A 19796-nucleotide genomic window follows, 5' to 3' on the forward strand; every position below is an offset into this window, starting at 1 on the left:
CCGCTGGTCGCGGCGCGGCCGCGTGGCGGGATCCCGCCATCTCCGCCCGTCACGGGCGTGACCTGCGCCTTTCGTGGGAACCCGGACGGTCCGGAAGCGCGCAAGCGTGCCCGGACGGCGCCGGGTCGTGGGACGGTGACCGGGTCCGGCGATCACCTCCAGCCCCGCCCGTCCCGGTGTGCCCATCGGTTCCGGGGGGAGGTGTCGGGCGGGGCGCCGGGACGGTTCACAGGGAGCGGACCGGCACGTAGGGTCGAACGACGTTCAACAACAGGGAGGTCGGCTCCGGCCGGCCGATGGGGAGCGCACGGTGAACGAGCAGGCGGGGAGGGGTCCGGGAGGCGTCGACAGCGCCCTCGGCCTGCTGCGCCTGCGTCGCGCCGTGCTCGACGCGCTCCGGCCACCGGCCCGGCCCGAGACCCGACCGGCGCTCGTCGGGGTGCCCTGGCTGCTCAGCCAGAGCAGCCCGGCCGACCCGGGGACCCGCACCGGCCCGTCGGGGTCGGGGAGCCCCGGCAGCCCTGGCGGCTCGGGCGGCTCGAGTGCTCCTGACGGCTCGGGCGACCCGGGGCGCGAGGACGACTCGGCGTACGCCGCCTCGTCGCTGGAGGACCGCGCCGAGGGCCAGCGGCTGATCGCGCTCGTGGAGCTGGCGCGGGGCGGTGACGCGGAGGCCTTCGGGCTGCTCTACGACCACTACCAGCCGCAGGTCTACCGGTTCCTCTACTACCGCCTCGGCTCGGTGCACCTCGCCGAGGACCTCACCGGCGACACCTTCTTCCGCGCCCTGCGCTCGATGAGCACCTTCCGCTGGCAGGGCAAGGACTTCGGCGCCTGGCTGATGACCATCGCGCGCAACTTGACCATGGACCACTACAAGGCCGGGCGCACCCGGCTGGAGTCCACCACCGAGGACCTCACCGACCTCGACACGACCTCCGAGGGTCCCGAGGAGGCCGTCCTGGCCTCGCTGACCAACGAGGCCCTGCTGACCGCCCTGGGCGAGCTGCCGACCGAGCAGCGCGACTGCCTGGTGATGCGGTTCCTCCAGGGGATGTCCATCGCCGAGACCGCTGACGTGCTCGAGCGCAGCCCCGGCGCGGTCAAGCAGCTGCAGCTGCGCGGCGTGCGCAACCTGGCCAAGCTGCTGCCCGAGGGGGTGCGGTGATGCGTCCGTCTTCCCACCCTGCGAGACGATTCGCGCCGTTGGACGGACGCGCCATAACCCCCGCCTCGAACCGGTCGTTGGCCCGGGTGTCACGTTGCACGCCGACCAGCGCCTCTCGGGCTGAGCGACACGGCACGACCCCCCAGAGCTCAGGGACTCCCGCATGACACCACCCTTCGCGCACCGCACGGCCGACGAGTTCCAGCGCGCTCTCGAGGGCCGCCCCTCCCCCGCGCGCCGCGGCACGGCCGGGATGCAGGAGCTGCTCGAGGTGGTCGATGCCCTCCACCGCGTCCCCGAGGTCGAGCCCCGCCCCGAGTTCGTCTCCGACCTGCGCTCCCGCCTGCTGACCGCCGCCGAGACCGACCTGGTGCCGGCGCCGCGCGTGCTCCGCCCGGTCGACCGCACCCCTGCCCCCCGACCCGCCGTCGCCACCCCGCGCCGCCGCCCGGTCCGCCTGGGCACCGCCGTGGCCGCGCTGGCCGTCATCGCCGGCACCGCGGGCACCGCCGCCGCCGCGTCGAGCGCCTTGCCCGGCGACTCCCTCTACCCGGTCAAGCGCGGCATCGAGGACGTCCGCACCGCCGTGCAGGTCGACGACGCCGGCACCGGCCGCTCCCTGCTGGAGGAGGCCGCCTCGCGCCTGGACGAGGCCCGGGCGCTCCAGGGCTCCGGGGCCGACCCGCTGCTCGTGGCCGGCGCGGTCGCCGACTTCCGCACCGCCGCCGGCGACGGGGCCGCCCACCTCTTCCGGGCGTACGCCGACGGAGGAGACCGCGGCGACGTCACGGCCGTGCGCACCTTCGTGAGCACCCACATGGGACAGATATCGACGATGTCGCAGACCGGCGACCGCACCGTGGACGACCTCCTCCTGGAGGCGGCCGACACGCTCGCCACCCTGGACCAGCAGGCCCACGCGCTGTGCGCCTCCTGCGGACCCACCCGGGTCGCCCAGGTCCCGATCACCCTCGCCTCCGCCTCGGGGGTGACGATCAACAACCTGCTCGCCCGGCCCGTCGCGCAGGCCTCCGCCGACCTGGCCCAGCAGGTGCAGCAGGCCAAGGCCGCCCGAGCGGCACGCGCCCAGCAGGAGCTCGACCGCCGGCTCCGTGCCGGCGCCGCGGACGCCGAGAAGGCCGCCGCCGGCGTCGACCCGGCCACGCCCGCCCCCACGACCCCGGTCCCGGAGCCGGACGGCGGCCAGGTCACCAGCACCCTCACCCCGGGCGGCGGCCTGGTGCCCAGCGTCACCGGCAAGGCCGGCACGGCCGTCAAGGGCCTCGTGCGCGGCGTCACCGGCACGGTCGGCAAGGCCACCAAGACCGGCACCCCGCTCGACCCCGCCCTGGGCGGGCTCACCGACACCGTCGACGGTGTCGCCGACGGCCTCTCCACGACCCTCGGCGGTCACTGACCCGTCGGGTCCCCCGGACCTGACCGGGACCTCGGGGTCCCGCACCGGCTCGCCACCGGACCCAGGCCCGGCCCGGCCCAGGCGGCTCAGCCGAAGACCGAGCCCCGCTTGATCAGCAGCGAGTAGAGGGTCTGCTGGATCGACTCGCGCACCTGGTCGGTGACGTTGAAGACCAGCATCGGGTCGTCGGCCGAGCCGTCCTCGTAGGTGTCGGTGCGGATCGGCTCACCGAACTCGATCAGCCACTTCGAGGGCAGCGGCACCAGGCCCAGCGGACCGAGCAGCGGGAACAGCGGCGTGATCGGGATGTAGGGGATGCCGAGCAGCCGGGCCAGCGAGGGGATGTTGCCCACGAGGGGGTAGATCTCCTCGGCCCCGACGACCGAGGTCGGCACGATCGGGACCCCGGTGCGCAGGGCGGCCGAGACGAAGCCGCCGCGGCCGAAGCGCTGGAGCTTGTAGCGCTCGCTGAACGGCTTCCCGATGCCCTTGAAACCCTCGGGCCACACCCCGACGAGCTCGCCGTCGCGCAGCATCCGCTCGGCGTCGTCGTTGCAGGCCAGGGTGGCGCCGCCCTTGCGGGCGAGGTCGCCGACCAGCGGCAGCTTGAAGACCAGGTCGGCCCCCAGTGGACGCAGGAAGCGGTCGGTGTGGTCGTGGATGGTCACCGCGGTCATCAGGCCGTCGAGGGGCACCGTGCCGGAGTGGTTCGACACGATCAAGGCTCCCCCGGTGCGCGGGACGTTCTCCGCGCCGATCACCTCGATCCGGAACCACTTCTCGGCCAGCGGACGCACCGCGGCCAGCAGGAAGCGCTCGGTGACCTCGCGGTCGAAGCCGTAGTCGTCCACCGCGAAGTCACCGGTGAGCCGGCGGCGCAGGAAGGCCAGGAACTCCGCCAGGCGGGGCTCCCAGCTCTCGCCGAAGACCTCCTTGGCGGCGGAGGTGAAGGCACCGAGCCACTCCAGGGGCGGGATGCCGGGGCCCTGCTGGCGGTGCTCGGCGGTCACCGGCGGGCGCGTGCGTCCGCGGCGCGGTGCCACGGCCCGTCCGGCCCGGTCGTCGCCGGCGGTCGCGCCGTCGGGAGAGCCCTCCGGACCCGTGGCCCCGGTCGACCCGGTCCCGGTCGCGGTGCGGCCGGTCGGGACGGGGCCGTCGGGCGCGGCCTCGCCACGGGGCGGGGCGATCCGCTCCGCGGGGGCCTCAGGCTCGTCGCGGTCGGAGCGCTCGCGGGCGCGTGGCGACGGGATGCTGGTGGGGGCCAGGTCGCGGCTGGGGGCCGACGGCTTGTCCTTGCCCGACCCACGGCCGGGTCGTCCCCGGGTGCCGATCGGGATGATCTCGGCGTCACCCACGTGCGCCACCTCCCCTGGTCAGGGCTCCGAGCACGGCGGCCTCACCGGCGCGCACCCGCTCGGGCGACAGCAGGCCGGCGTCGAGGGACGCGGCGAAGTCGTCGAGGGCCTGCACGGTGGTGAAGGTCGGCTCGAAGCCGAGCATCGAACGCATCCGGGTCGTGTCGAGCCCCCGGCCGTAGGTCAGGAACGCGACCTGCTCGGGGGAGAAGTCCGCGGTGCGGCTGCCTCCGACGACCGAGCCGAACCCGGGGACGGCGAACGCCGGCAGCGGCAGCGAGGGACGGCCGAGGCGGCGCAGGGCCTGGGCCAGGGTGATCACCCCGTCGCCGGCGACGTTGTAGGTGCCGGCCACGTCCTGCAGGGTCGCGTGCTGGAGCACGTCGAGGGCGTCCTGCTCGTGCAGGAACTGCAGGCGCGGGTTGCGGCCCAGGACGGTGGGCACCACGGGCAGCCGGAAGTAGCCGGTCATCCCCGAGACGATCCGGGGGCCGATCACGTTGGCGATGCGCAGCGTGGTGACCGCGACGTCGGGACGACGACGCGCGAACCCGCGGGTGTAGGACTCCACCTCGACGACGTCCTTGGTGAAGCCACCCCCGGCCAGCCGCTTGGCGACCATGCCCTCGGTGAACATCGCCGGGTCGCGGTGGCTCGCGCCGTAGAACGCGGCGCTCGACTTCAGCACCAGACGGCGTACGTCGGGGGACTGCTGGCACGCGGCCAGCAGCTGCATCGTCCCGATGACGTTGAGCTCCTTGACCGAGGTCCGTCCACCGGCGGCGGCCTGCGTGGCCGCGACGCTGGTGTGGACGACGGTGTCCACCCGCTCCCGGACGATCACCTTGGCGATCACCGGGTTGCGGATGTCGGCGCGCACGAAGTCGGCGCGCCCCAGGTCACCCCGCGGCGGGGTCACGTCGACCCCGATCACGCGCTCGATCCCCGGCGCCCCGGAGAGCTGCGCCGCGAAGCGACGCCCGAGATCGCCGGCGACGCCGGTGACGAGAACGACCTGACCCATGCGAGACGGCGTCGGGGCCGAGTCCTACTTGCCGAGCTTGCGACGCTGGACGCGCGTCTTCTTCAGCAGCTTGCGGTGCTTCTTCTTCGCCATCCGCTTGCGGCGCTTCTTGATGACAGAACCCACGTCGTACCTATCCGTGATGCCGGTGTGTGCCGGGGAAGGTCAGGCAGACACGACCCCGCTCAGTCGGCCCACCCTAACCGGCCACCCGTGACACCAGCCAATCGGGACGTCCGCTGGTCAGCCGGCGTTGAAGAAGCTCGACCTGAGGTACTCGTTGACGTCGTCCTCGCTCACCCGGAAGGAGCGCCCGACCCGCACCGCGGGGAGCTCCCCGTTGTGGACCAGTCGGTAGACCGTCATCTTGGACACGCGCATGACCGAGGCGACCTCGGCAACGGTGAGGAACTTCACCTCGGAGATGTCTCCAGGCATGTTCGTCGGCATTGGGCACCAGCTCTCTGTCACACGTCCCTCGACTTCGCGCCGACGACCCCACGTGTGCTGGACCGAATATAGGACCCGTGTGACCCGTGTGCCACAGATTCGTCAAAGTGATTCGTGTGACTCGGCGTGTCGGGTTGCGCGAGGCGACCACAGGGCTCCGGACCGGGGTCGTCCTAGAGGTCGAAGGGGTCCAGCCCGTTGTCGGGGAACACGGCGTCGCGGGTGGCCTGCACGGCCCGGTCGAGCCAGGTGTCGGGGTCGTACCCCTCCGACCAGGGCTTGTACGCCGTGCTGCGGCCGTCGGTCATCCGGGACGGGGCGCGCACGCCGAGACGCTCGGCGACCTCCTCGCGCCAGTCGGCCGGCGTCTCCTGCTCGGGGTCCAGCGGGGTCCCCCCCACCGCGGCGAGCAGGTGCGTCCACGCGCGCGGCACGACGTCGACCACGGCGTACCCGCCGCCGCCGAAGGCCACCCACTTGCCGTCCGCGACCTCGTGGGCCAGGTCGTGCAGGGCAAGGTACGTCGCCCGCTGCCCGTCGACGCTGAGGGCCAGGTGGGCCAGGGGGTCGTCGCGGTGGGTGTCGCAGCCCTGCTGGGTCACCAGGACGTCGGGGGCGAACTCGCGCAGCAGCGGCGGCACGACCGCGTGGAAGGCGCGCAGCCAGCCGGCGTCGGCGGTGCCCGGCGGCAGCGCCACGTTGACCGCGCTGCCGACCGCCTCCGGCCCGCCACTGTCGGCGGGGAAGCCGGTGCCGGGGAAGAGCATCTGGCCGGTCTCGTGCAGCGAGATCGTCAGCACCCGCGGGTCGTCGTAGAAGATCTTCTCGACGCCGTCGCCGTGGTGGACGTCGCAGTCGACGTAGGCCACCCGCTGCGCGCCGTGCGAGAGCAGCCAGCGGATCGCGACCGCGACGTCGTTGTAGACGCAGAAGCCGCTGACCCGGTCGGGCATCGCGTGGTGCAGCCCGCCGGCGATGTTGGCGGCGTGGTCCACCTCGCCGGTCCACACCTGGCGCGCGGCCTCGATGCTGGCGCCCACCACGTGGCGGGCCGCCTCGTGCATGCGGGCGAAGGTGGGGTTGTCGTCGCTGCCCAGCCCCACGGCGAGGTTCGACCGGCCCGGCTCGCGGCTGGTCGCCATCACCGCCTCGATCAGGGCGGGGTCGTGGACGGTGACGAGGTCGTCCTCGGTCGCGTCGGGCGCGGCCACGGTGCGGATGCGGTCGAGCACGCCCGCCTGGCGGGCCAGGGAGACGGTCAGGTCCACCCGCACCGGCGACATCGGGTGCGTGGGCCCGAAGTCGTAGGCGGTGAGCGTCTCGTCGTACACCAGGGCGGCGCGGCAGGGCTCACCGTTCATGGCCGGAGGCTACCGCGCGTCAGTCGTCGCTGGCCGCGAGCGCGACCGAGCGGTCGCGGGCGGCCTCCATGGCGGTGATGAAGGCGGCGCGGACCTTGTGGTCCTCCAGCTGCCGGATCGCCGCCGCGGTCGTGCCGCCCGGGGAGGTGACGCGCTCGCGCAGGACCGTCGGGTGCTCGCCGGTCTCGCGCAGCAGCTTGGCCGAGCCGACCACGGTCTGCACCACGAGCTCGGTGGCGGTGGTGCGGGGCAGGCCCAGGTGCACGCCCGCCTCGATCATCGACTCCACCACGAAGAAGAGGTACGCCGGCCCGGAGCCCGAGATCGCCGTGACCGCGTCCTGCTGCTTCTCCGCGATCCGCAGCACCCGACCGGTCACCGCCAGCATCTGCTCGACGGTGACCAGGTGCTCCTCGGTGGCGTGCCGACCGCCCGAGACCGCCGCCATCCCCTCGTCGACCAGCGCCGGGGTGTTGGGCATGACCCGCACGACGGCGACGCCCTCGGGCAGCAGCGCCTCCATCGAGGCGGTGGTGATGCCGGCCGCCAGGCTCACGACCAGCTGGCCGACCGAGACGTGCGGGGCGATCTCGGCCAGCACGTCGCGCATGTCCTGGGGCTTGACCACCAGCACGACGGTGTCGGCGCCGTCGACGGCCTCGGTGTTGGGGACCGCGCGGACGGCGTACCGCTCGGTGAGCTCGGCGGCGCGCTCGGGCCGCTTCTCCCCCACCAGCAGGTCGTCGGGCGCGTGACCGCCCCGGAGCAGGCCGGAGAGCAGGGCCTCGCCCATCACCCCGGCACCGATGATCGCGGTCGTCATGGGGGGTGCCTCTCGTGCGGCGGACGGGGTGGGTCGGGGGGGTTACTTCTGGGAGATCAGCGAGCGCAGGAAGAACGTCAGGTTGGCGGGTCGCTCGGCCAGGCGGCGCATCAGGTAGCCGTACCACTGGTCGCCGTAGGGCAGGTAGACGCGGACCTTCTCACCGGCGTCGGCGAGGCGCTTCTGCTCCTCGGTGCGGATGCCGAAGAGCATCTGGAACTCGTAGGTCCCCGGCATCCGACCGTTGCGGGTGGCCAGCGCCGAGGCGATCCGGACCAGGCGCGGGTCGTGCGTGGCGATCATCGGGTAGCCCTCGCCGGCCATCAGGACCTTCAGGCAGCGCACGTAGGACTTGTCGACCTCGTGCCGGTCCTGGAAGGCCACCTCCTCCGGCTCGTTGTAGGCGCCCTTGCACAGCCGCACCCGGCTGCCCTCGTGGGCCAGGGCCCGACAGTCGTCCTCGGTGCGGTGCAGGTAGGCCTGCACGACCGCGCCCGTCTCCGGGAAGTCCTTGCGCAGCTCGCGCAGGGCCTCCAGGGTGCGGTCGGTGGTGGTGTGGTCCTCCATGTCGAGGGTGACCGTGGTCCCGGCGTTGCGGGCGGCGCGGCAGATCCGGCGGGCGTTCTCCAGGGCCAGGTCGTGACCGATCCCGGGCAGCGCCTGGCCGATGGCCGAGAGCTTCACGCTGACCTCGGCGCGACGCCCGAGACCGGCGGCGACGAGGCGCTCCAGCAGGTCGAGGTACGCCGAGACGGTCGCCTCGGCCTGGGCCTCGTCGAGGGTGTCCTCGCCCAGGAAGTCCAGGGTCACCTCGAGCCCGTCCTCGACCAGGGCGGCGGTCGCGGTGACGGCGTCGGCGTTGTGCTCACCGGGGACGTAGCGGTTGACCACGCTGCTGCTCACCGGCAGGCGCGTGACCACTCCCTTGACGTGCTGGCTGCGAGCGAGCACCAGGAGCGCTTGTCGGATCAACGGTTCCTCCCCGGGGACGACGGTCCCGACACCGTACTCGCGCCGCGGCAGCCCGCACGACGGGGGCAGGATGGGCCCCATGACTGCTGAGCTGGGACTGGGGACGGCCGCCCTGGGACGACCGGAGTACCTCAACCTGGGCCACGGGCGCGCGCTCGGCGACCGGTACGACGTGGAGGAGCTGCGGGCCCACGCGGTCGAGGTGCTCGAGGCGGCCTGGGCCTCCGGCGTGCGGCACGTCGACGCGGCGCGGTCCTACGGCGCCGGCGAGGAGTTCGTGGGCGGGTGGCTGGCCGCCCACCCGGGCCGCCGCGAGGAGTGCCGCGTCGGGTCGAAGTGGGGCTACACCTACGTCGCCGACTTCGCGCGCGGCGCGACCACCCACGAGGTGAAGGACCACACGAGTGCGACCTTCGCGCGCCAGTGGCCCGAGACGCTGGCCGCGCTGGGCGGGCCGCCGGACCTCTACCTGGTGCACAGCCTGACCTCCGACAGCCCCGTGCTGGGCGACCCCGGGCTGCTGGACCGGCTCCGCGAGCTGGCCGCCACCGGCGTACGGGTCGGGCTGTCGACGAGCGGGCCCGACCAGGCCGACGTCGTCCGGGCCGCGGCGGCGCTGCCGGACTCCCCCTTCACCACCGTCCAGTCGACCTGGAACCTCCTCGAGCCCTCCGTCGCGGCGGCCCTGGAGGAGGTCCACGACGCCGGGTGGTTCGTGGTGGTCAAGGAGGCGGTGGCCAACGGGCGCCTGACCCCGGCCGCCGACGACGTGCCGACCGACCTGGCGGCCGTGGCCGACGAGCTCGGCGTGGGCCCGGACACCGTGGCCCTCGCGGCGGCCCTGGCCCGGCCCTGGGTCGACGTGGTGCTCTCCGGGGCCTCCTCGCGCGACCAGCTGGTGTCCAACCTGGCCGCCCGCGACGTCGTCGACGAGGTCGCCCTGGTGGACCTCGGCGGGCTCGCCGAGGACCCGGGCTCCTACTGGAGCCACCGCAGCGGCCTCGCCTGGACCTGACCCGCGGCCTCGCCCGAGGGGGTCCGGTTTCCCAGGTGATGAGCCCGAACTGCCTCTCTGCACACGACGCGTCGTGGGCAGAGAGGCAGTTTCCCGGATGAAGAGCTCCGAGCCGTACGCCGCTCCCGCCGCCCGCTCAGGTCAGGGCGGACCGCACGGCGTCGGCCCACACCACGACGGCGTGGGCGCCGGGGTCCGGGGTGCCCTTGGCGCGGTCGCCCAGGTAGCTCGAGCGGCCCACCTTGGCGACCCGGTCGGTGGTCGAGGCCGTCCCCTCGCGGGCGGCGTCGACGCCCGAGCCGAGCGCGGCGCCGGGGTCCTCGCCCGACCCCAGCCGCTCGACCAGGGTGTCGGCGAGCGGGACCAGGGCGTCGAGCATGGTGCGGTCACCGACCTGGGCGCCCCCCACCTCGGCGATCCCCTCGGCGCCGGCGCGCAGGGCCTCGGCCCAGGTCGCGGGGTCGGTCGCGTCGCCGTCCTCGACGACGGCCGCGGCCCGCATCAGCAGGATGGAGTAGAGCGGTCCCGAGGTCCCGCCGATCGCCCGGCGCACGGTCGCCGACGCGGCGCGCAGCGCGCCCGCGGGATCGGCCGGGTAGCCCCCGACCTCGTCCTCGACCGCACGGGCGCCGCGCTCCAGACCGGTGCCGAGGTCGCCGTCGCCGACCTCGCCGTCCATCCGGGTCAGCTCCGGCTCGGCCTCGCGCAGCGCCGCGCACGCCGCCAGCAGCCCGCGCCGCAGGGCGCCGTCGGCCAGCCCGTCACCCGCGGTCTCCTGGTCCCCCGACGTCGCGGCGGCGTCGGCCGGCACCTCCCGCTGGGTGCTCACCCGTCCCCGGTGCGCGGCCGGCCACGCCGAGGTGGTGGTCGGGGCGTCCAGCAGCTCGACCAGGTCGTCGTCGAGGGCCAGCACCGAGACCGAGCAGCCGGGCATGTCCAGCGCGGTGAGGAAGGTGCCGACCCACAGCCGCTCGACCTCGGCCCCGCGCTCGCGCAGGGCCGCGAGCGTGCCGCGGGCGACGACGTCGAGCTCGCTGGGCGGGGTCGTCCCCAGGTTGTTCACGAGCACGCCGACCCGCTGGCCGCTCGCCAGGGAGAGGTCGTCGGCGACCGCGGCCACCAGGCGCCCGGCCACCTCGTCGGCGCCCACGAGCGCGCCTCGCTCGACGCCGGACTCGCCGTGGATGCCGAGCCCCCACTCGACCTCGTCCTCGCCCAGCTCGAAGCCGGGTCGGCCCACGGCCGGGACGGTGCAGGCCCCCAGCGCCACGCCCATCGACCGGACCGCGGCGGCGACGGAGCGGGCCACCTCGGCGACGGCGGCGAGGTCCTCGCCCCGGGCCGCCGCGGCGCCGGCCGCCTTGTGCACCAGCACCGTGCCGGCGATGCCGCGGCGACCGGCGTGCTCGCCCTCGGCGGAGAGCGCCACGTCGTCGCCGACGACCACCATCTCGACGTCGATCCCCTCGGCCCGCACGATCTCGGCCGCCAGCCCGAAGTTGAGCCGGTCACCGGTGTAGTTCTTCACGATCAGCAGGACCCCCGCCTCGCCGCCGACGGCCCGGACCGCGGCGAGCACGGCGTCGGTCGAGGGCGAGGTGAACACGTCGCCGACGACGGCACCGGTGAGCATGCCCGCGCCGACGTACCCGCCGTGGGCCGGCTCGTGACCCGCGCCCCCGCCCGACACGATCGCCACCTCGCCGCGCGCGGCGACCTCGGCGTGGTCGGCCCGCAGGACCACCGTCTGGCCCTCGAGGAGCACCAGCCCCGGGTCGGCGTCGACCAGGCCCTCCAGCATCTGCGGCACGACGTCGGCGACGGAGTTGATCAGCTTCTTCATGCGCTCGACCCTAGCCACGCGCCGCGACCCCGACGAGGGCTCGTTCAGGAGGTGCGGCGACGCAGGGTGAGGGCGCCGAGCACCAGCCCCGCCACGACGTACGCCGACACCACGGCGACGTCGTGCCACACCGGTCCGGTGGCCGCCGAGGTCGCCACCTGCTGCATCGCGTCGACCGCGAACGACAGCGGCAGCACGTCGGAGACCTGGGCCAGCACGGCGGGCAGCTGGTCGCGGGGCACGAACAGCCCGCACAGCAGGATCTGGGGCACGACCAGCACGGGCATGAACTGGACCGCCTGGAACTCCGTGCGCGCGAAGGCCGAGACCAGCAGCCCCAGGGCCGTGCCGAGCACGGCGTCGACGACGGCGACCACGAGCAGCAGCCACGCCGGCCCGACCACGTCCAGGCCGAGGAGCCCGAGGCACACGCCGACGGCGAGGGCCGACTGCACCGCCGCCACCAGCCCGAAGGCCAGGGCGTAGCCCAGCAGCAGGTCGGCGCGCCCCACCGGCATCGCCAGCAGCCGCTCCAGCGTCCCCGAGGTGCGCTCGCGCAGGGTGGTCACCGAGGTCACCAGGAACATCACGATGAAGGGGATCAGCGCGAGCAGCGCGGGCCCCAGCCGGTCGAAGCCGGACCCCGGGGTCCGGCTGAACATCCACCACAGCAGGGCGACCACCGCGCAGGGCAGCACCAGCAGCATCGCCACGGTCCGGTGGTCGCGACGCAGCTGGGTCAGCACCCGCCCGGCCACGGCCAGCGTGGTCCCGGGCCTCACGGTCGCTCCTCGCGCACCAGCCGCAGGAAGGCCTCCTCCACGTCGTGCGCCCCGGTGCGCCGGAGCAGGTCGGCCGGGGTGTCGTCGGCGACCAGGCGCCCCTCGCGCAGCAGCAGGAGCCGGTCGCAGCGGGTGGCCTCGTCCATCACGTGGCTCGAGACCAGCACCGCCGCGCCCGCCCGGGCCAGGGCGTGGAAGGTGGCCCACAGGTCCGCCCGCAGCACCGGGTCGAGCCCGACCGTGGGTTCGTCGAGCACCAGCAGCTCGGGATCGGCCAGCAGCGCGACCCCGAGCGAGACCCGCGACCGCTCCCCGCCGGAGAGCCGGCCGACCAGGTCGTGGGCGTGGGCGGCGAGGCCGACGGCGCCGAGCACGTCGGTGACCCGTCCGGCCGGGACGCGCAGCACGCGGGCGAAGAAGCGCAGGTTCTCGGTGACGGTGAGGTCGTCGTACACGCTCGGCTGCTGGGTGACGTAGCCGATCCGCCCGCGCAGCGACGCCGTCCCGGCGGGCCGCCCGAGCACCTCGACCGTGCCCCCGGTGGTGCGCTGCACCCCCACCAGCACCCGCATCAGGGTGGTCTTGCCGCAGCCCGAGGGACCCAGCAGGCCGACCACCTCCCCGGCCCGCAGGGTGAGGTCCAGGCCGTGCAGGACCTCCCGGTCCCCGCGCCGCACGACCAGGCCCCGGACCGCGACAGCGTCCGCCGTGGTCGACATGGAGCGATCCTGGCCCCGGTCGCACCCGCCGTCGAGGGCCCGAGGTCCCGGACGGCGGCTAGGGGGTGACCCCGGGGGCCGCGAAGTGCAGCTTGGAGAAGGCGAGCGACTCCAGCAGGTCGACCTCGCGCTGCTCGCGGTCACCGGCCTTGCGGGTGTTGATCTCGGCCACGACGTGGCCCTCGAAGCCGGTCGCCGCGAGGTGCTCGAGGAACTCCCCGCACGGCTGGTTGCCGCGTCCGGGCACGAGGTGCTCGTCCTTGGCCGAGCCGGAGCCGTCGGTCATGTGCACGTGGCGCAGCCGGTCCCCGAGGCGGCGGGCCATCGCGACCGGGTCGGACTGCGCGGTGGCGGCGTGGGAGAGGTCGATCGTGGTGTTGGCGTAGGGCTCGGCCGAGGGGTCCCACCCGGGGCCGTAGACCTCGAGCTCGCGGCGGGAGGTGGCGCGCCAGGGGTACATGTTCTCGACCGCGAAGGCGATGCCCGTGCGCCGCTCCAGGTCGGCGATGCCCTCGACGAAACCGGTGGCGTAGTCGCGCTGCCACCGGAACGGCGGGTGCACCACGACCACGTCGGCGTCCAGCGCGAGGGCCATCTCGGCGCTGCGCTCGAGCTTGGCCCACGGGTCGCTGCCCCACACCCGCTGGGTGATCAGCAGGCACGGCGCGTGCACGGCGCAGACCGGCACCTGGTGGTAGTCGCGCAGCTTGCGGACCTTCTCCACGCTCTGGCTGACCACGTCGATCCCGACCATCACCTCGACGGCGTCGTAGCCCAGGCGCTCGGCGTAGTCGAAGGCGTGGGTGGTGTTCTCGGGGTAGACCGAGGCCGTGGAGAGGGCGAAGACGGGGGCCACGCGCGCCTCAGGCCCGCGCGTCGAGACGGTCGAGCTGGTGCAGGATGACGCCCTCGCGCAGCGCCCACGGGCAGATCTCGAGGGCCTCGAGGTCGAAGACGTCCAGCACGGCGGAGGCCACCAGGGCCCCGGCCAGCACCTGGTGGGCGCGGCCGGAGGAGACCCCGGGCAGGTGGGCGACCTCGTCGCGGTCCATGGCGATCAGCTTCGGGATCCACTGCTCGAGCTCGCGGGCCGGGAGCACACGGCGTACGAACAGGCCCTCCGAGGACGGCGCGGCGCCGCAGATGCGGGCCAGGGAGCGGAAGGTCTTGGAGGTGGCGACGGCGTGGTCGGGCGTCCCGCCGCGCAGCAGGGAGCCGGCGTCGCGGGCGACCTCGAGGCGGATCTCCTTGCGCAGCCGGCGCAGCTCCTTCTCCCCGGGGTGGCCGTGGGCGAAGTGCTCGCGGGCCAGCCGGCCGGCGCCCAGCGGCACCGACCACGCGACGTCGGGCACCTCGGTGTCACCGCCCGCGAGCTCCAGCGACCCGCCGCCGATGTCGAAGACGGCCAGACGGCCGGAGGACCACCCGAACCAGCGGCGTACGGCGAGGAACGTCAGCCGGGCCTCGTCCTCGCCGGGCAGGACCCGGATCTCGACGCCGGTCTCGGCCTCGACGTGGGCCAGCACCGCGTCGCTGTTGACGGCGTCGCGGACGGCGGAGGTGGCGAAGGAGTAGATCTCCTCGCACCCCTTGTCCTCGGCCAGCGCGAGGGCGGAGGACACGAAGGCGGTCAGCGCGGCGACCCCCGCGGGGGTGACCGCCCCGTCGCCGTCGAGGTGCTCGGCCAGCCGCAGCGGCTCCTTGTAGGAGGACGCCGGCAGCGGCGCCGCCCCGGCGTAGGCGTCGACCACCAGGAGGTGGCCGGTGTTGGAGCCGATGTCGAGCACACCGAGGCGCATGGGGCGAGGCTACCGGGCCCGACCGCATAGGCTTCCCGGCGTGCCCGAGGTCGATCTCGTCTTCCCCCGCGCCTACGTCGAGTTCGCGGACCCCGCGGACGGCGACCAGGTGTTCCGCTGCGACCTGACCTGGCTCACCTCGAGCTGGACGTGCATCTTCGGCCAGGGCTGCGCCGGCATCTACGCCGACGCCCCCGAGTCGGGCTGCTGCACCCTGGGCGCCCACTTCTCCGACTCCGACGACGAGGAGCGGGTGGCGGGCTGGGTCGCCGAGCTCGGCGAGGACCGCTGGCAGCACCGCGGGTCGGCGCTCGGCGACGACGGGCAGGTGACCCGCGAGGGCTGGGTCGAGACCGACGACGAGGGCGAGCGCAAGACCCGCGTCGTCGACGGCGCCTGCGTCTTCCACAACTCCCGCGACTTCGCCGGCGGCTACGGCTGCGCACTGCACGCGCTGGCGCTGGACCGCGACGTGCACTTCGTCGAGACCAAGCCCGACGTGTGCTGGCAGCTGCCGATCCGCCGCACCTTCCGCGACGTCGAGCGGCCCGACGGCACGACCTACCTCGAGGTCGGCATCGGGGAGTACGACCGGCGCGGCTGGGGCGCCGGCGGCCACGACCTGGACTGGTACTGCTCGGGCAACACCGAGGCCCACGTCGGCACCGAGCCGGTCTTCGTGAGCAACGCCGTCGAGCTGGTCGCGCTGATGGGCCGCCCGGCGTACGACGTGCTGGTGGAGGCGTGCGACGCCCACGTGCGGTCGCGCTCGGCCCTGACGCTGCACCCCGCCTCGCCGACCCGGCCCTGATCCGGGCTCCACGGACGGAGGCGTCCCGATCCGTGGTCCTTGCGACCCCCGGTGTCAAGAGTCGGAACCGGTCGGGTCAGAATCAGTTATGCGCCTCGACCACATCGTCTTCGCCGCAGGCCCGGGGGGGCTCGCAGGAACGACGGAACGTCTCTCGGCCCTGTTGGGCGAGGAGTTCGTCACCGGTGGTGTCCACCCCCGCTTCGGCACACGCAACTCGATCCTCCCGCTCGCGGGAGGCATGTACCTGGAGGTCGTCGAGGTCCTCGACCACCCGGCCTCCGACAAGGCCCCGTTCGGCCAGGCCGTCCGTGCTCGCTCCGAGCTTGGCGGCGGATGGCTGGGCTGGGTCGTCGCCGTGGACGACATCGCCCCGCACGAGCAGCGCCTCGGTCGCGAGTCGGTCAGCGGCAACCGCCACCGTCCCGACGGCGTCGAGCTGCGCTGGCGCCAGCTGGGGGTCAAGGGCCTGCAGGCCGACCCGCAGCTGCCGTTCTACGTGCAGTGGGAGACCGACCCGGCCAACCACCCCAGCACCGGGGCCACCGGCCAGGTCAGCCTCGGCTGCCTGGAGATCGCCGGCGACCCCGCGCGCGTCTCGGAGTGGCTGGGCCAGCCGGTCGACGAGCCGCTCGAGGACGTGAAGGTCGAGTGGGTCGCCCCCAACGGCACCCCCGGCATCAACGCCGCCAAGTTCAAGACCCCCCTCGGCGAGGTCCGGCTCTGAGCTCGACGGCCCCCTCTCCCGGGGCCGACGGGGACCCCCGCACGGGTCCCGACCTGGCCGCGGGGGCGCTGCCCAGCCCGAACATCTGGTACTCCCCCGAGGTCTACGAGATCGAGAACCGCGGCGTCGACCGCGCGGGGGTGATCACCGACCTGCTCCGGCGCCTCGGCGGCTGGGAGGATCGTGACGTCCTCGACGTCGGCTGCGGCACCGGCTTCCACCTCCCCCTGCTCGCCGACGGCGCCCGGTCGGTGACCGGCGTGGAGCCGCACGGCGACCTGGTCGCCGTCGCACGGCGCCGGACGCGGCGGCTCCCGCACGTGGAGGTCCGCCACGGCTCCGCCACCGACCTGCCCCTGCCCGAGGCGTCGGTGGACGTGGTGCACGCGCGCTGGGCCTACTTCTTCGGTCCCGGCTGCGAGCCGGGCCTGGCCGAGCTCGACCGCGTGGTGCGCCCGGGCGGGCGGGCGTTCGTCATCGACAACGACCCCACCCGCTCCACCTTCGGCTCGTGGTTCCGGCGCGGCTACCCCCGCCACGACCCGGTCGCCGTGGCGGCGTTCTGGGACGCCCGCGGCTGGGAGCGCCACCCCCTCGACATCGCCTGGACCTTCGACTCCCGCGAGGACCTCGAGGCCGTCGTGCGCATCGAGCTCCCCGACGCCGTCGCCGAGGAGGTCCTGCTCGAGCACGAGGGCTCGTCGGTCGACTACGCGATCAACGTCTGGACCCGGGGGTTCTGAAGCGCGGCTCGGTCGGTGCGTGGTCGGCGGTGGTCGGGCGTGTCGTGGGGGGCGGGCCCACACATTTGTGTAGGAGAGTGCCCTGATCGGGCGTCCTCCTGGTCACTCGGCTACACAAATGTGTGGGTCCTGCGACCGGGCGTGTCGCGACACCTGCGCCGGGGTCAGGTCCAGTCGCGGCGGCTGGAGCGGCGTACGACGAGGGCGGGCTGGAGCATCTGGCCGCGCTCCTCGATCGGCTTGTGGGCCAGGACGCGGTGCAGGATCCGGACGACCTCGACCGCCACCTGCTCGAGCGGCTGCCGCACCGAGGTCAGGCCCGGCCACACCACCTGGGCCGGCAGCGAGTCGTCGAAGCCGACCACCCCGATGTCGCGCCCCGGGCGCAGGCCGCGCTCGGCGCAGGCGTGCAGCACCCCGAGGCCCAGGGTGTCGCTGGCGCAGGCGAAGGCGGTGATGGTCGTGTCCTCCAGGACGTGGTGGGCGGCCATCCGGGCGGCGTCGACGTTGTCGGCGACGCGTACGCCGAGCCCCATCGGGTCGCGGCCCGACGCCCGCAGCGCCTCCTCCCAGCCGCTGCGCCGGTCCTGCCCGATCCGCGAGGAGCGCTCCCAGCCGAGCCAGGCGACCCGGTCGTGGCCCTGCTCGAGGAGGTGCTCGGTGGCGATCCGGCCACCGTGGGCGCCGTCGACGTCGACCCAGGCGTGGTCGGCGTGCGGGTCGTCCCAGGGCCGACCGAAGGCGACGAACGGCGCGCCGCGGTCCTGGAGGAAGCCGGCCTGCGGCGTCCCGGCGTAGGTGTCGGTCACGACGAAGGCGTCCACGGCGGTCGAGCGCAGGAGGTCGTCGTAGCCGTCCAGCGGGTCCTCCTCCTCCCCCGAGAACAGCAGCACGTGGTGACCGGTGCGGGAGGACTCCTCGGTCAGGCTGTGCAGGAAGCGGTCCATCAGCGCGTTGCTGGTGCCCTCGTGGGCCTGCTCGAAGCGCAGCCCGATCAGGTGGGACGAGCGCGTGCGCAGCTGGCGCGCGGCCCGGTTGGGCGAGTAGCCGAGCCGGTCGATCACCTCCTGCACCCGGGTGAGGGTCTCGGGACGCAGCAGCTCGGGGTTGTTGAGCGCGTTGGAGACCGTCTGGCGCGAGACCCCCGCCTCGTCGGCGACCGTGGCCAGCGTGGGCGGCACGGTCGGCCGCAGCCGGTCCCGGACCGGGTCGGGGCGGTTGGACGGCTGGCTCATCGTGCTCCCAGGAAGGCGTGCGATGGATCGTTCCAAGGCTAGGTCATCACACCGCCTCCCCGAGGCGGCGACGGGGTCGTCGGTGTCGGGCCCGGGTTGTGTCAGACCCCTCGCCTACGGTGCTGGTCATGGCCTCACGACCCGCAGCCAAGCCCCCCCGCCCGAGCTACCACTGCTCCGAGTGCGGCTGGGAGGCCGCCAAGTGGGTGGGGCGCTGCGGTGAGTGCCAGGCCTGGGGCACCGTGGTGGAGAAGTCCGCGCCCCGCAGCCGGGTCCAGGCCGGTCCGGTGACCACGCCTGCGCGCCCCATCGGCGAGGTCCCGATCGAGGACTCCCAGTCGCGCAGCAGCGGCGTGCCCGAGCTCGACCGGGTGCTCGGCGGGGGCCTGGTGCCCGGCGCCGCCATCCTGCTGGCCGGGGAGCCCGGGGTCGGCAAGTCCACGCTGCTGCTGGAGGTGGCCGCCCAGACCGCCCGGCTGCGCCACCGCGTCCTCTACGTCACGGGCGAGGAGTCGGCCGCCCAGGTGCGCATGCGCGCCGACCGCACGGGCGGGATCTTCCCCGAGCTCTACCTCGCCGCCGAGACCGACCTCGGGGCCCTGCTGGGCCACGTCGAGGAGGTCAAGCCGACGCTGCTCGTCGTCGACTCCATCCAGACCATCAGCGCCGGCGACGTCGACGGCGTGCCGGGCGGGGTCACCCAGGTCAAGGAGGTCTCCGCCGCGCTGATCCGGATGGCCAAGCTGCGCAACATCACCCTGGTGATCATCGGCCACGTCACCAAGGACGGCTCGATCGCCGGGCCGCGCGTCCTGGAGCACCTGGTCGACGTGGTCCTGCACTTCGAGGGCGAGCGCACCTCGCGGCTGCGGATGGTGCGTGCGGTCAAGAACCGGTTCGGCCCGGTCGACGAGGTCGGCTGCTTCGACCTGTCCGCCGAGGGCATCGTCGCGATCACCGACCCCTCGGGGCTGTTCCTCGACGCCCGGCACTCCCCCGTCCCCGGCACCTGCGTGGCCGTGCACATGGAGGGTCACCGGCCGCTGCTCAGCGAGGTGCAGGCGCTGGTCACCCACTCCGCCTCCGAGCGGCCCCGCCGCACCACCTCCGGCGTCGACTCCTCCCGGGTGGCCCTGATCCTCGCGGTCCTCCAGCAGCACGCGGGCATCCGGCTGCACCAGCACGACGTGTTCGTCTCCAGCGTCGGGGGCGCCCGCCTGACCGAGCCGAGCAACGACACCGCCATCGCCCTGGCGATCGCCTCGGCGCACCTGGGGCGTCCGCTGGCCCGCAACGTCGTGGCCATCGGCGAGCTGGGGCTGTCGGGGGAGCTGCGGCGGGTGCGGGACCTCGGCGTACGCCTGGCCGAGGCCGGCCGGATGGGGTTCCGCTCCGCGGTGGTGCCGGCCGAGAGCACCGCGAGCGCCGGCAGCAGCCGCGTCCTGGACGGCATGCGGGTGCTCGACGTCGACCACGTGGGCCGCGCCCTGAGCGCCCTGGGCCTGGGGCAGGACGAGAGTCCGCGACTGGGTCTGTCCTAGATAGACTCCGC

At 74.2% G+C, this 19796-nt stretch carries 20 protein-coding genes; 7 read left to right on the forward strand and 13 right to left on the reverse strand.

Annotated features, from left to right (window positions below; genetic code table 11):
- The first annotated feature begins 310 nt into the window (after positions 1-310).
- Entirely contained in the window at positions 311-1168 is an 858-nt protein-coding gene (locus ACYVDA_RS10425; protein ID WP_460817997.1) for a sigma-70 family RNA polymerase sigma factor, read from the forward strand.
- 163 nt (positions 1169-1331) lie between these two features.
- A complete protein-coding gene (locus ACYVDA_RS10430) occupies positions 1332-2585 on the forward strand; it encodes a DUF5667 domain-containing protein (RefSeq protein WP_460817998.1) in 1254 nt (417 codons plus the stop codon).
- 86 nt (positions 2586-2671) lie between these two features.
- On the opposite strand, the gene ACYVDA_RS10435 is transcribed toward ACYVDA_RS10430, so the two are convergent.
- The 7 genes from ACYVDA_RS10435 to ACYVDA_RS10465 all read right to left on the reverse strand — a co-directional run bounded on the left by ACYVDA_RS10435 (position 2672) and on the right by ACYVDA_RS10465 (position 8570).
- The gene (locus tag ACYVDA_RS10435) at positions 2672-3940 is read right to left on the reverse strand and encodes a lysophospholipid acyltransferase family protein (protein WP_460818000.1); all 1269 of its coding nucleotides are present in this window, start codon (positions 3938-3940) and stop codon (positions 2672-2674) included.
- On the reverse strand, positions 3933-4964 hold the full coding sequence (locus tag ACYVDA_RS10440; RefSeq protein ID WP_460818002.1) for an NAD-dependent epimerase/dehydratase family protein: 1032 nt from the start codon (positions 4962-4964) through the stop codon (positions 3933-3935). Before ACYVDA_RS10440 ends, ACYVDA_RS10435 begins: the two co-directional genes overlap by 8 nt.
- 24 nt (positions 4965-4988) lie before the next feature.
- Positions 4989-5090 carry a 30S ribosomal protein bS22 gene (locus tag ACYVDA_RS10445; protein WP_008356322.1) on the reverse strand — a complete coding sequence of 34 codons (102 nt, stop codon included), beginning with the start codon at positions 5088-5090 and terminating at the stop codon, positions 4989-4991.
- A gap of 117 nt (positions 5091-5207) precedes the next feature.
- Positions 5208-5402 carry a helix-turn-helix domain-containing protein gene (locus ACYVDA_RS10450; protein WP_460818005.1) on the reverse strand — a complete coding sequence of 65 codons (195 nt, stop codon included), beginning with the start codon at positions 5400-5402 and terminating at the stop codon, positions 5208-5210.
- A 185-nt stretch (positions 5403-5587) separates the two neighbouring features.
- Complete coding sequence (locus ACYVDA_RS10455) at positions 5588-6775, reverse strand: acetoin utilization protein AcuC (RefSeq protein ID WP_460818011.1); 1188 nt, start codon at positions 6773-6775, stop codon at positions 5588-5590.
- A 19-nt stretch (positions 6776-6794) separates the two neighbouring features.
- Entirely contained in the window at positions 6795-7598 is an 804-nt protein-coding gene (gene proC / locus ACYVDA_RS10460) for a pyrroline-5-carboxylate reductase (protein ID WP_460818015.1), read from the reverse strand.
- 42 nt (positions 7599-7640) lie between these two features.
- A complete protein-coding gene (locus ACYVDA_RS10465; protein WP_460818017.1) occupies positions 7641-8570 on the reverse strand; it encodes a proline dehydrogenase family protein in 930 nt (309 codons plus the stop codon).
- A 79-nt stretch (positions 8571-8649) separates the two neighbouring features.
- Between ACYVDA_RS10465 and ACYVDA_RS10470 the strand changes: the two genes are divergently transcribed.
- Positions 8650-9585 carry an aldo/keto reductase gene (locus ACYVDA_RS10470; RefSeq protein WP_460818021.1) on the forward strand — a complete coding sequence of 312 codons (936 nt, stop codon included), beginning with the start codon at positions 8650-8652 and terminating at the stop codon, positions 9583-9585.
- Positions 9586-9721: 136 nt separating this feature from the next.
- Here ACYVDA_RS10470 and ACYVDA_RS10475 read toward each other — a convergent pair whose 3' ends face one another.
- Genes ACYVDA_RS10475 through ACYVDA_RS10495 form a run of 5 tightly spaced genes read right to left on the reverse strand, consistent with a single transcriptional unit; the run spans position 9722 to position 14728 of the window.
- Entirely contained in the window at positions 9722-11428 is a 1707-nt protein-coding gene (locus ACYVDA_RS10475; RefSeq protein WP_460818024.1) for a dihydroxyacetone kinase family protein, read from the reverse strand.
- Between the two features lie 44 nt (positions 11429-11472).
- Entirely contained in the window at positions 11473-12210 is a 738-nt protein-coding gene (locus tag ACYVDA_RS10480; RefSeq protein WP_460818026.1) for an ABC transporter permease, read from the reverse strand.
- Positions 12207-12929 (reverse strand): heme ABC exporter ATP-binding protein CcmA, encoded by a 723-nt coding sequence (gene ccmA, locus ACYVDA_RS10485; RefSeq protein ID WP_460818028.1) that lies wholly within the window; start codon positions 12927-12929, stop codon positions 12207-12209. Before ccmA ends, ACYVDA_RS10480 begins: the two co-directional genes overlap by 4 nt.
- Before the next feature lie 58 nt (positions 12930-12987).
- On the reverse strand, positions 12988-13785 hold the full coding sequence (locus tag ACYVDA_RS10490; protein WP_460818029.1) for a sugar phosphate isomerase/epimerase family protein: 798 nt from the start codon (positions 13783-13785) through the stop codon (positions 12988-12990).
- Positions 13786-13792: 7 nt separating this feature from the next.
- Entirely contained in the window at positions 13793-14728 is a 936-nt protein-coding gene (locus ACYVDA_RS10495) for a Ppx/GppA phosphatase family protein (protein ID WP_460818030.1), read from the reverse strand.
- Positions 14729-14768: 40 nt separating this feature from the next.
- On the opposite strand from ACYVDA_RS10495, the gene ACYVDA_RS10500 reads away from it, so the two are divergent.
- From ACYVDA_RS10500 to ACYVDA_RS10510, 3 genes are all read left to right on the forward strand, one after another.
- On the forward strand, positions 14769-15539 hold the full coding sequence (locus ACYVDA_RS10500; protein WP_460818034.1) for a hypothetical protein: 771 nt from the start codon (positions 14769-14771) through the stop codon (positions 15537-15539).
- Positions 15540-15627: 88 nt separating this feature from the next.
- The gene (locus ACYVDA_RS10505) at positions 15628-16266 is read left to right on the forward strand and encodes a VOC family protein (protein ID WP_460818035.1); all 639 of its coding nucleotides are present in this window, start codon (positions 15628-15630) and stop codon (positions 16264-16266) included.
- A gap of 140 nt (positions 16267-16406) precedes the next feature.
- The gene (locus tag ACYVDA_RS10510) at positions 16407-17009 is read left to right on the forward strand and encodes a class I SAM-dependent methyltransferase (RefSeq protein ID WP_460818037.1); all 603 of its coding nucleotides are present in this window, start codon (positions 16407-16409) and stop codon (positions 17007-17009) included.
- A 164-nt stretch (positions 17010-17173) separates the two neighbouring features.
- Here ACYVDA_RS10510 and ACYVDA_RS10515 read toward each other — a convergent pair whose 3' ends face one another.
- Positions 17174-18244 carry a LacI family DNA-binding transcriptional regulator gene (locus tag ACYVDA_RS10515; RefSeq protein WP_460818039.1) on the reverse strand — a complete coding sequence of 357 codons (1071 nt, stop codon included), beginning with the start codon at positions 18242-18244 and terminating at the stop codon, positions 17174-17176.
- A gap of 128 nt (positions 18245-18372) precedes the next feature.
- Between ACYVDA_RS10515 and radA the strand changes: the two genes are divergently transcribed.
- A complete protein-coding gene (radA, locus tag ACYVDA_RS10520; RefSeq protein WP_460818041.1) occupies positions 18373-19785 on the forward strand; it encodes a DNA repair protein RadA in 1413 nt (470 codons plus the stop codon).
- Positions 19786-19796 lie beyond the last annotated feature (11 nt).

Source organism: Nocardioides korecus (assembly GCF_054778395.1).

What these genes read in the sequence shown, in the direction of transcription:
- ACYVDA_RS10430 (WP_460817998.1), top strand. Translation starts at nt 1,332, where the DNA reads ATGACACCACCCTTCGCGCACCGCACGGCCGACGAGTTCCAGCGCGCT.
- ACYVDA_RS10440 (WP_460818002.1), bottom strand. Translation starts at nt 4,964, where the DNA reads ATGGGTCAGGTCGTTCTCGTCACCGGCGTCGCCGGCGATCTCGGGCGT.
- ACYVDA_RS10450 (WP_460818005.1), bottom strand. Translation starts at nt 5,402, where the DNA reads ATGCCTGGAGACATCTCCGAGGTGAAGTTCCTCACCGTTGCCGAGGTC.
- ACYVDA_RS10455 (WP_460818011.1), bottom strand. Translation starts at nt 6,775, where the DNA reads ATGAACGGTGAGCCCTGCCGCGCCGCCCTGGTGTACGACGAGACGCTC.
- proC (WP_460818015.1), bottom strand. Translation starts at nt 7,598, where the DNA reads ATGACGACCGCGATCATCGGTGCCGGGGTGATGGGCGAGGCCCTGCTC.
- ACYVDA_RS10470 (WP_460818021.1), top strand. Translation starts at nt 8,650, where the DNA reads ATGACTGCTGAGCTGGGACTGGGGACGGCCGCCCTGGGACGACCGGAG.
- ACYVDA_RS10475 (WP_460818024.1), bottom strand. Translation starts at nt 11,428, where the DNA reads ATGAAGAAGCTGATCAACTCCGTCGCCGACGTCGTGCCGCAGATGCTG.
- ccmA (WP_460818028.1), bottom strand. Translation starts at nt 12,929, where the DNA reads ATGTCGACCACGGCGGACGCTGTCGCGGTCCGGGGCCTGGTCGTGCGG.
- ACYVDA_RS10495 (WP_460818030.1), bottom strand. Translation starts at nt 14,728, where the DNA reads ATGCGCCTCGGTGTGCTCGACATCGGCTCCAACACCGGCCACCTCCTG.
- ACYVDA_RS10505 (WP_460818035.1), top strand. Translation starts at nt 15,628, where the DNA reads ATGCGCCTCGACCACATCGTCTTCGCCGCAGGCCCGGGGGGGCTCGCA.
- ACYVDA_RS10515 (WP_460818039.1), bottom strand. Translation starts at nt 18,244, where the DNA reads ATGAGCCAGCCGTCCAACCGCCCCGACCCGGTCCGGGACCGGCTGCGG.
- radA (WP_460818041.1), top strand. Translation starts at nt 18,373, where the DNA reads ATGGCCTCACGACCCGCAGCCAAGCCCCCCCGCCCGAGCTACCACTGC.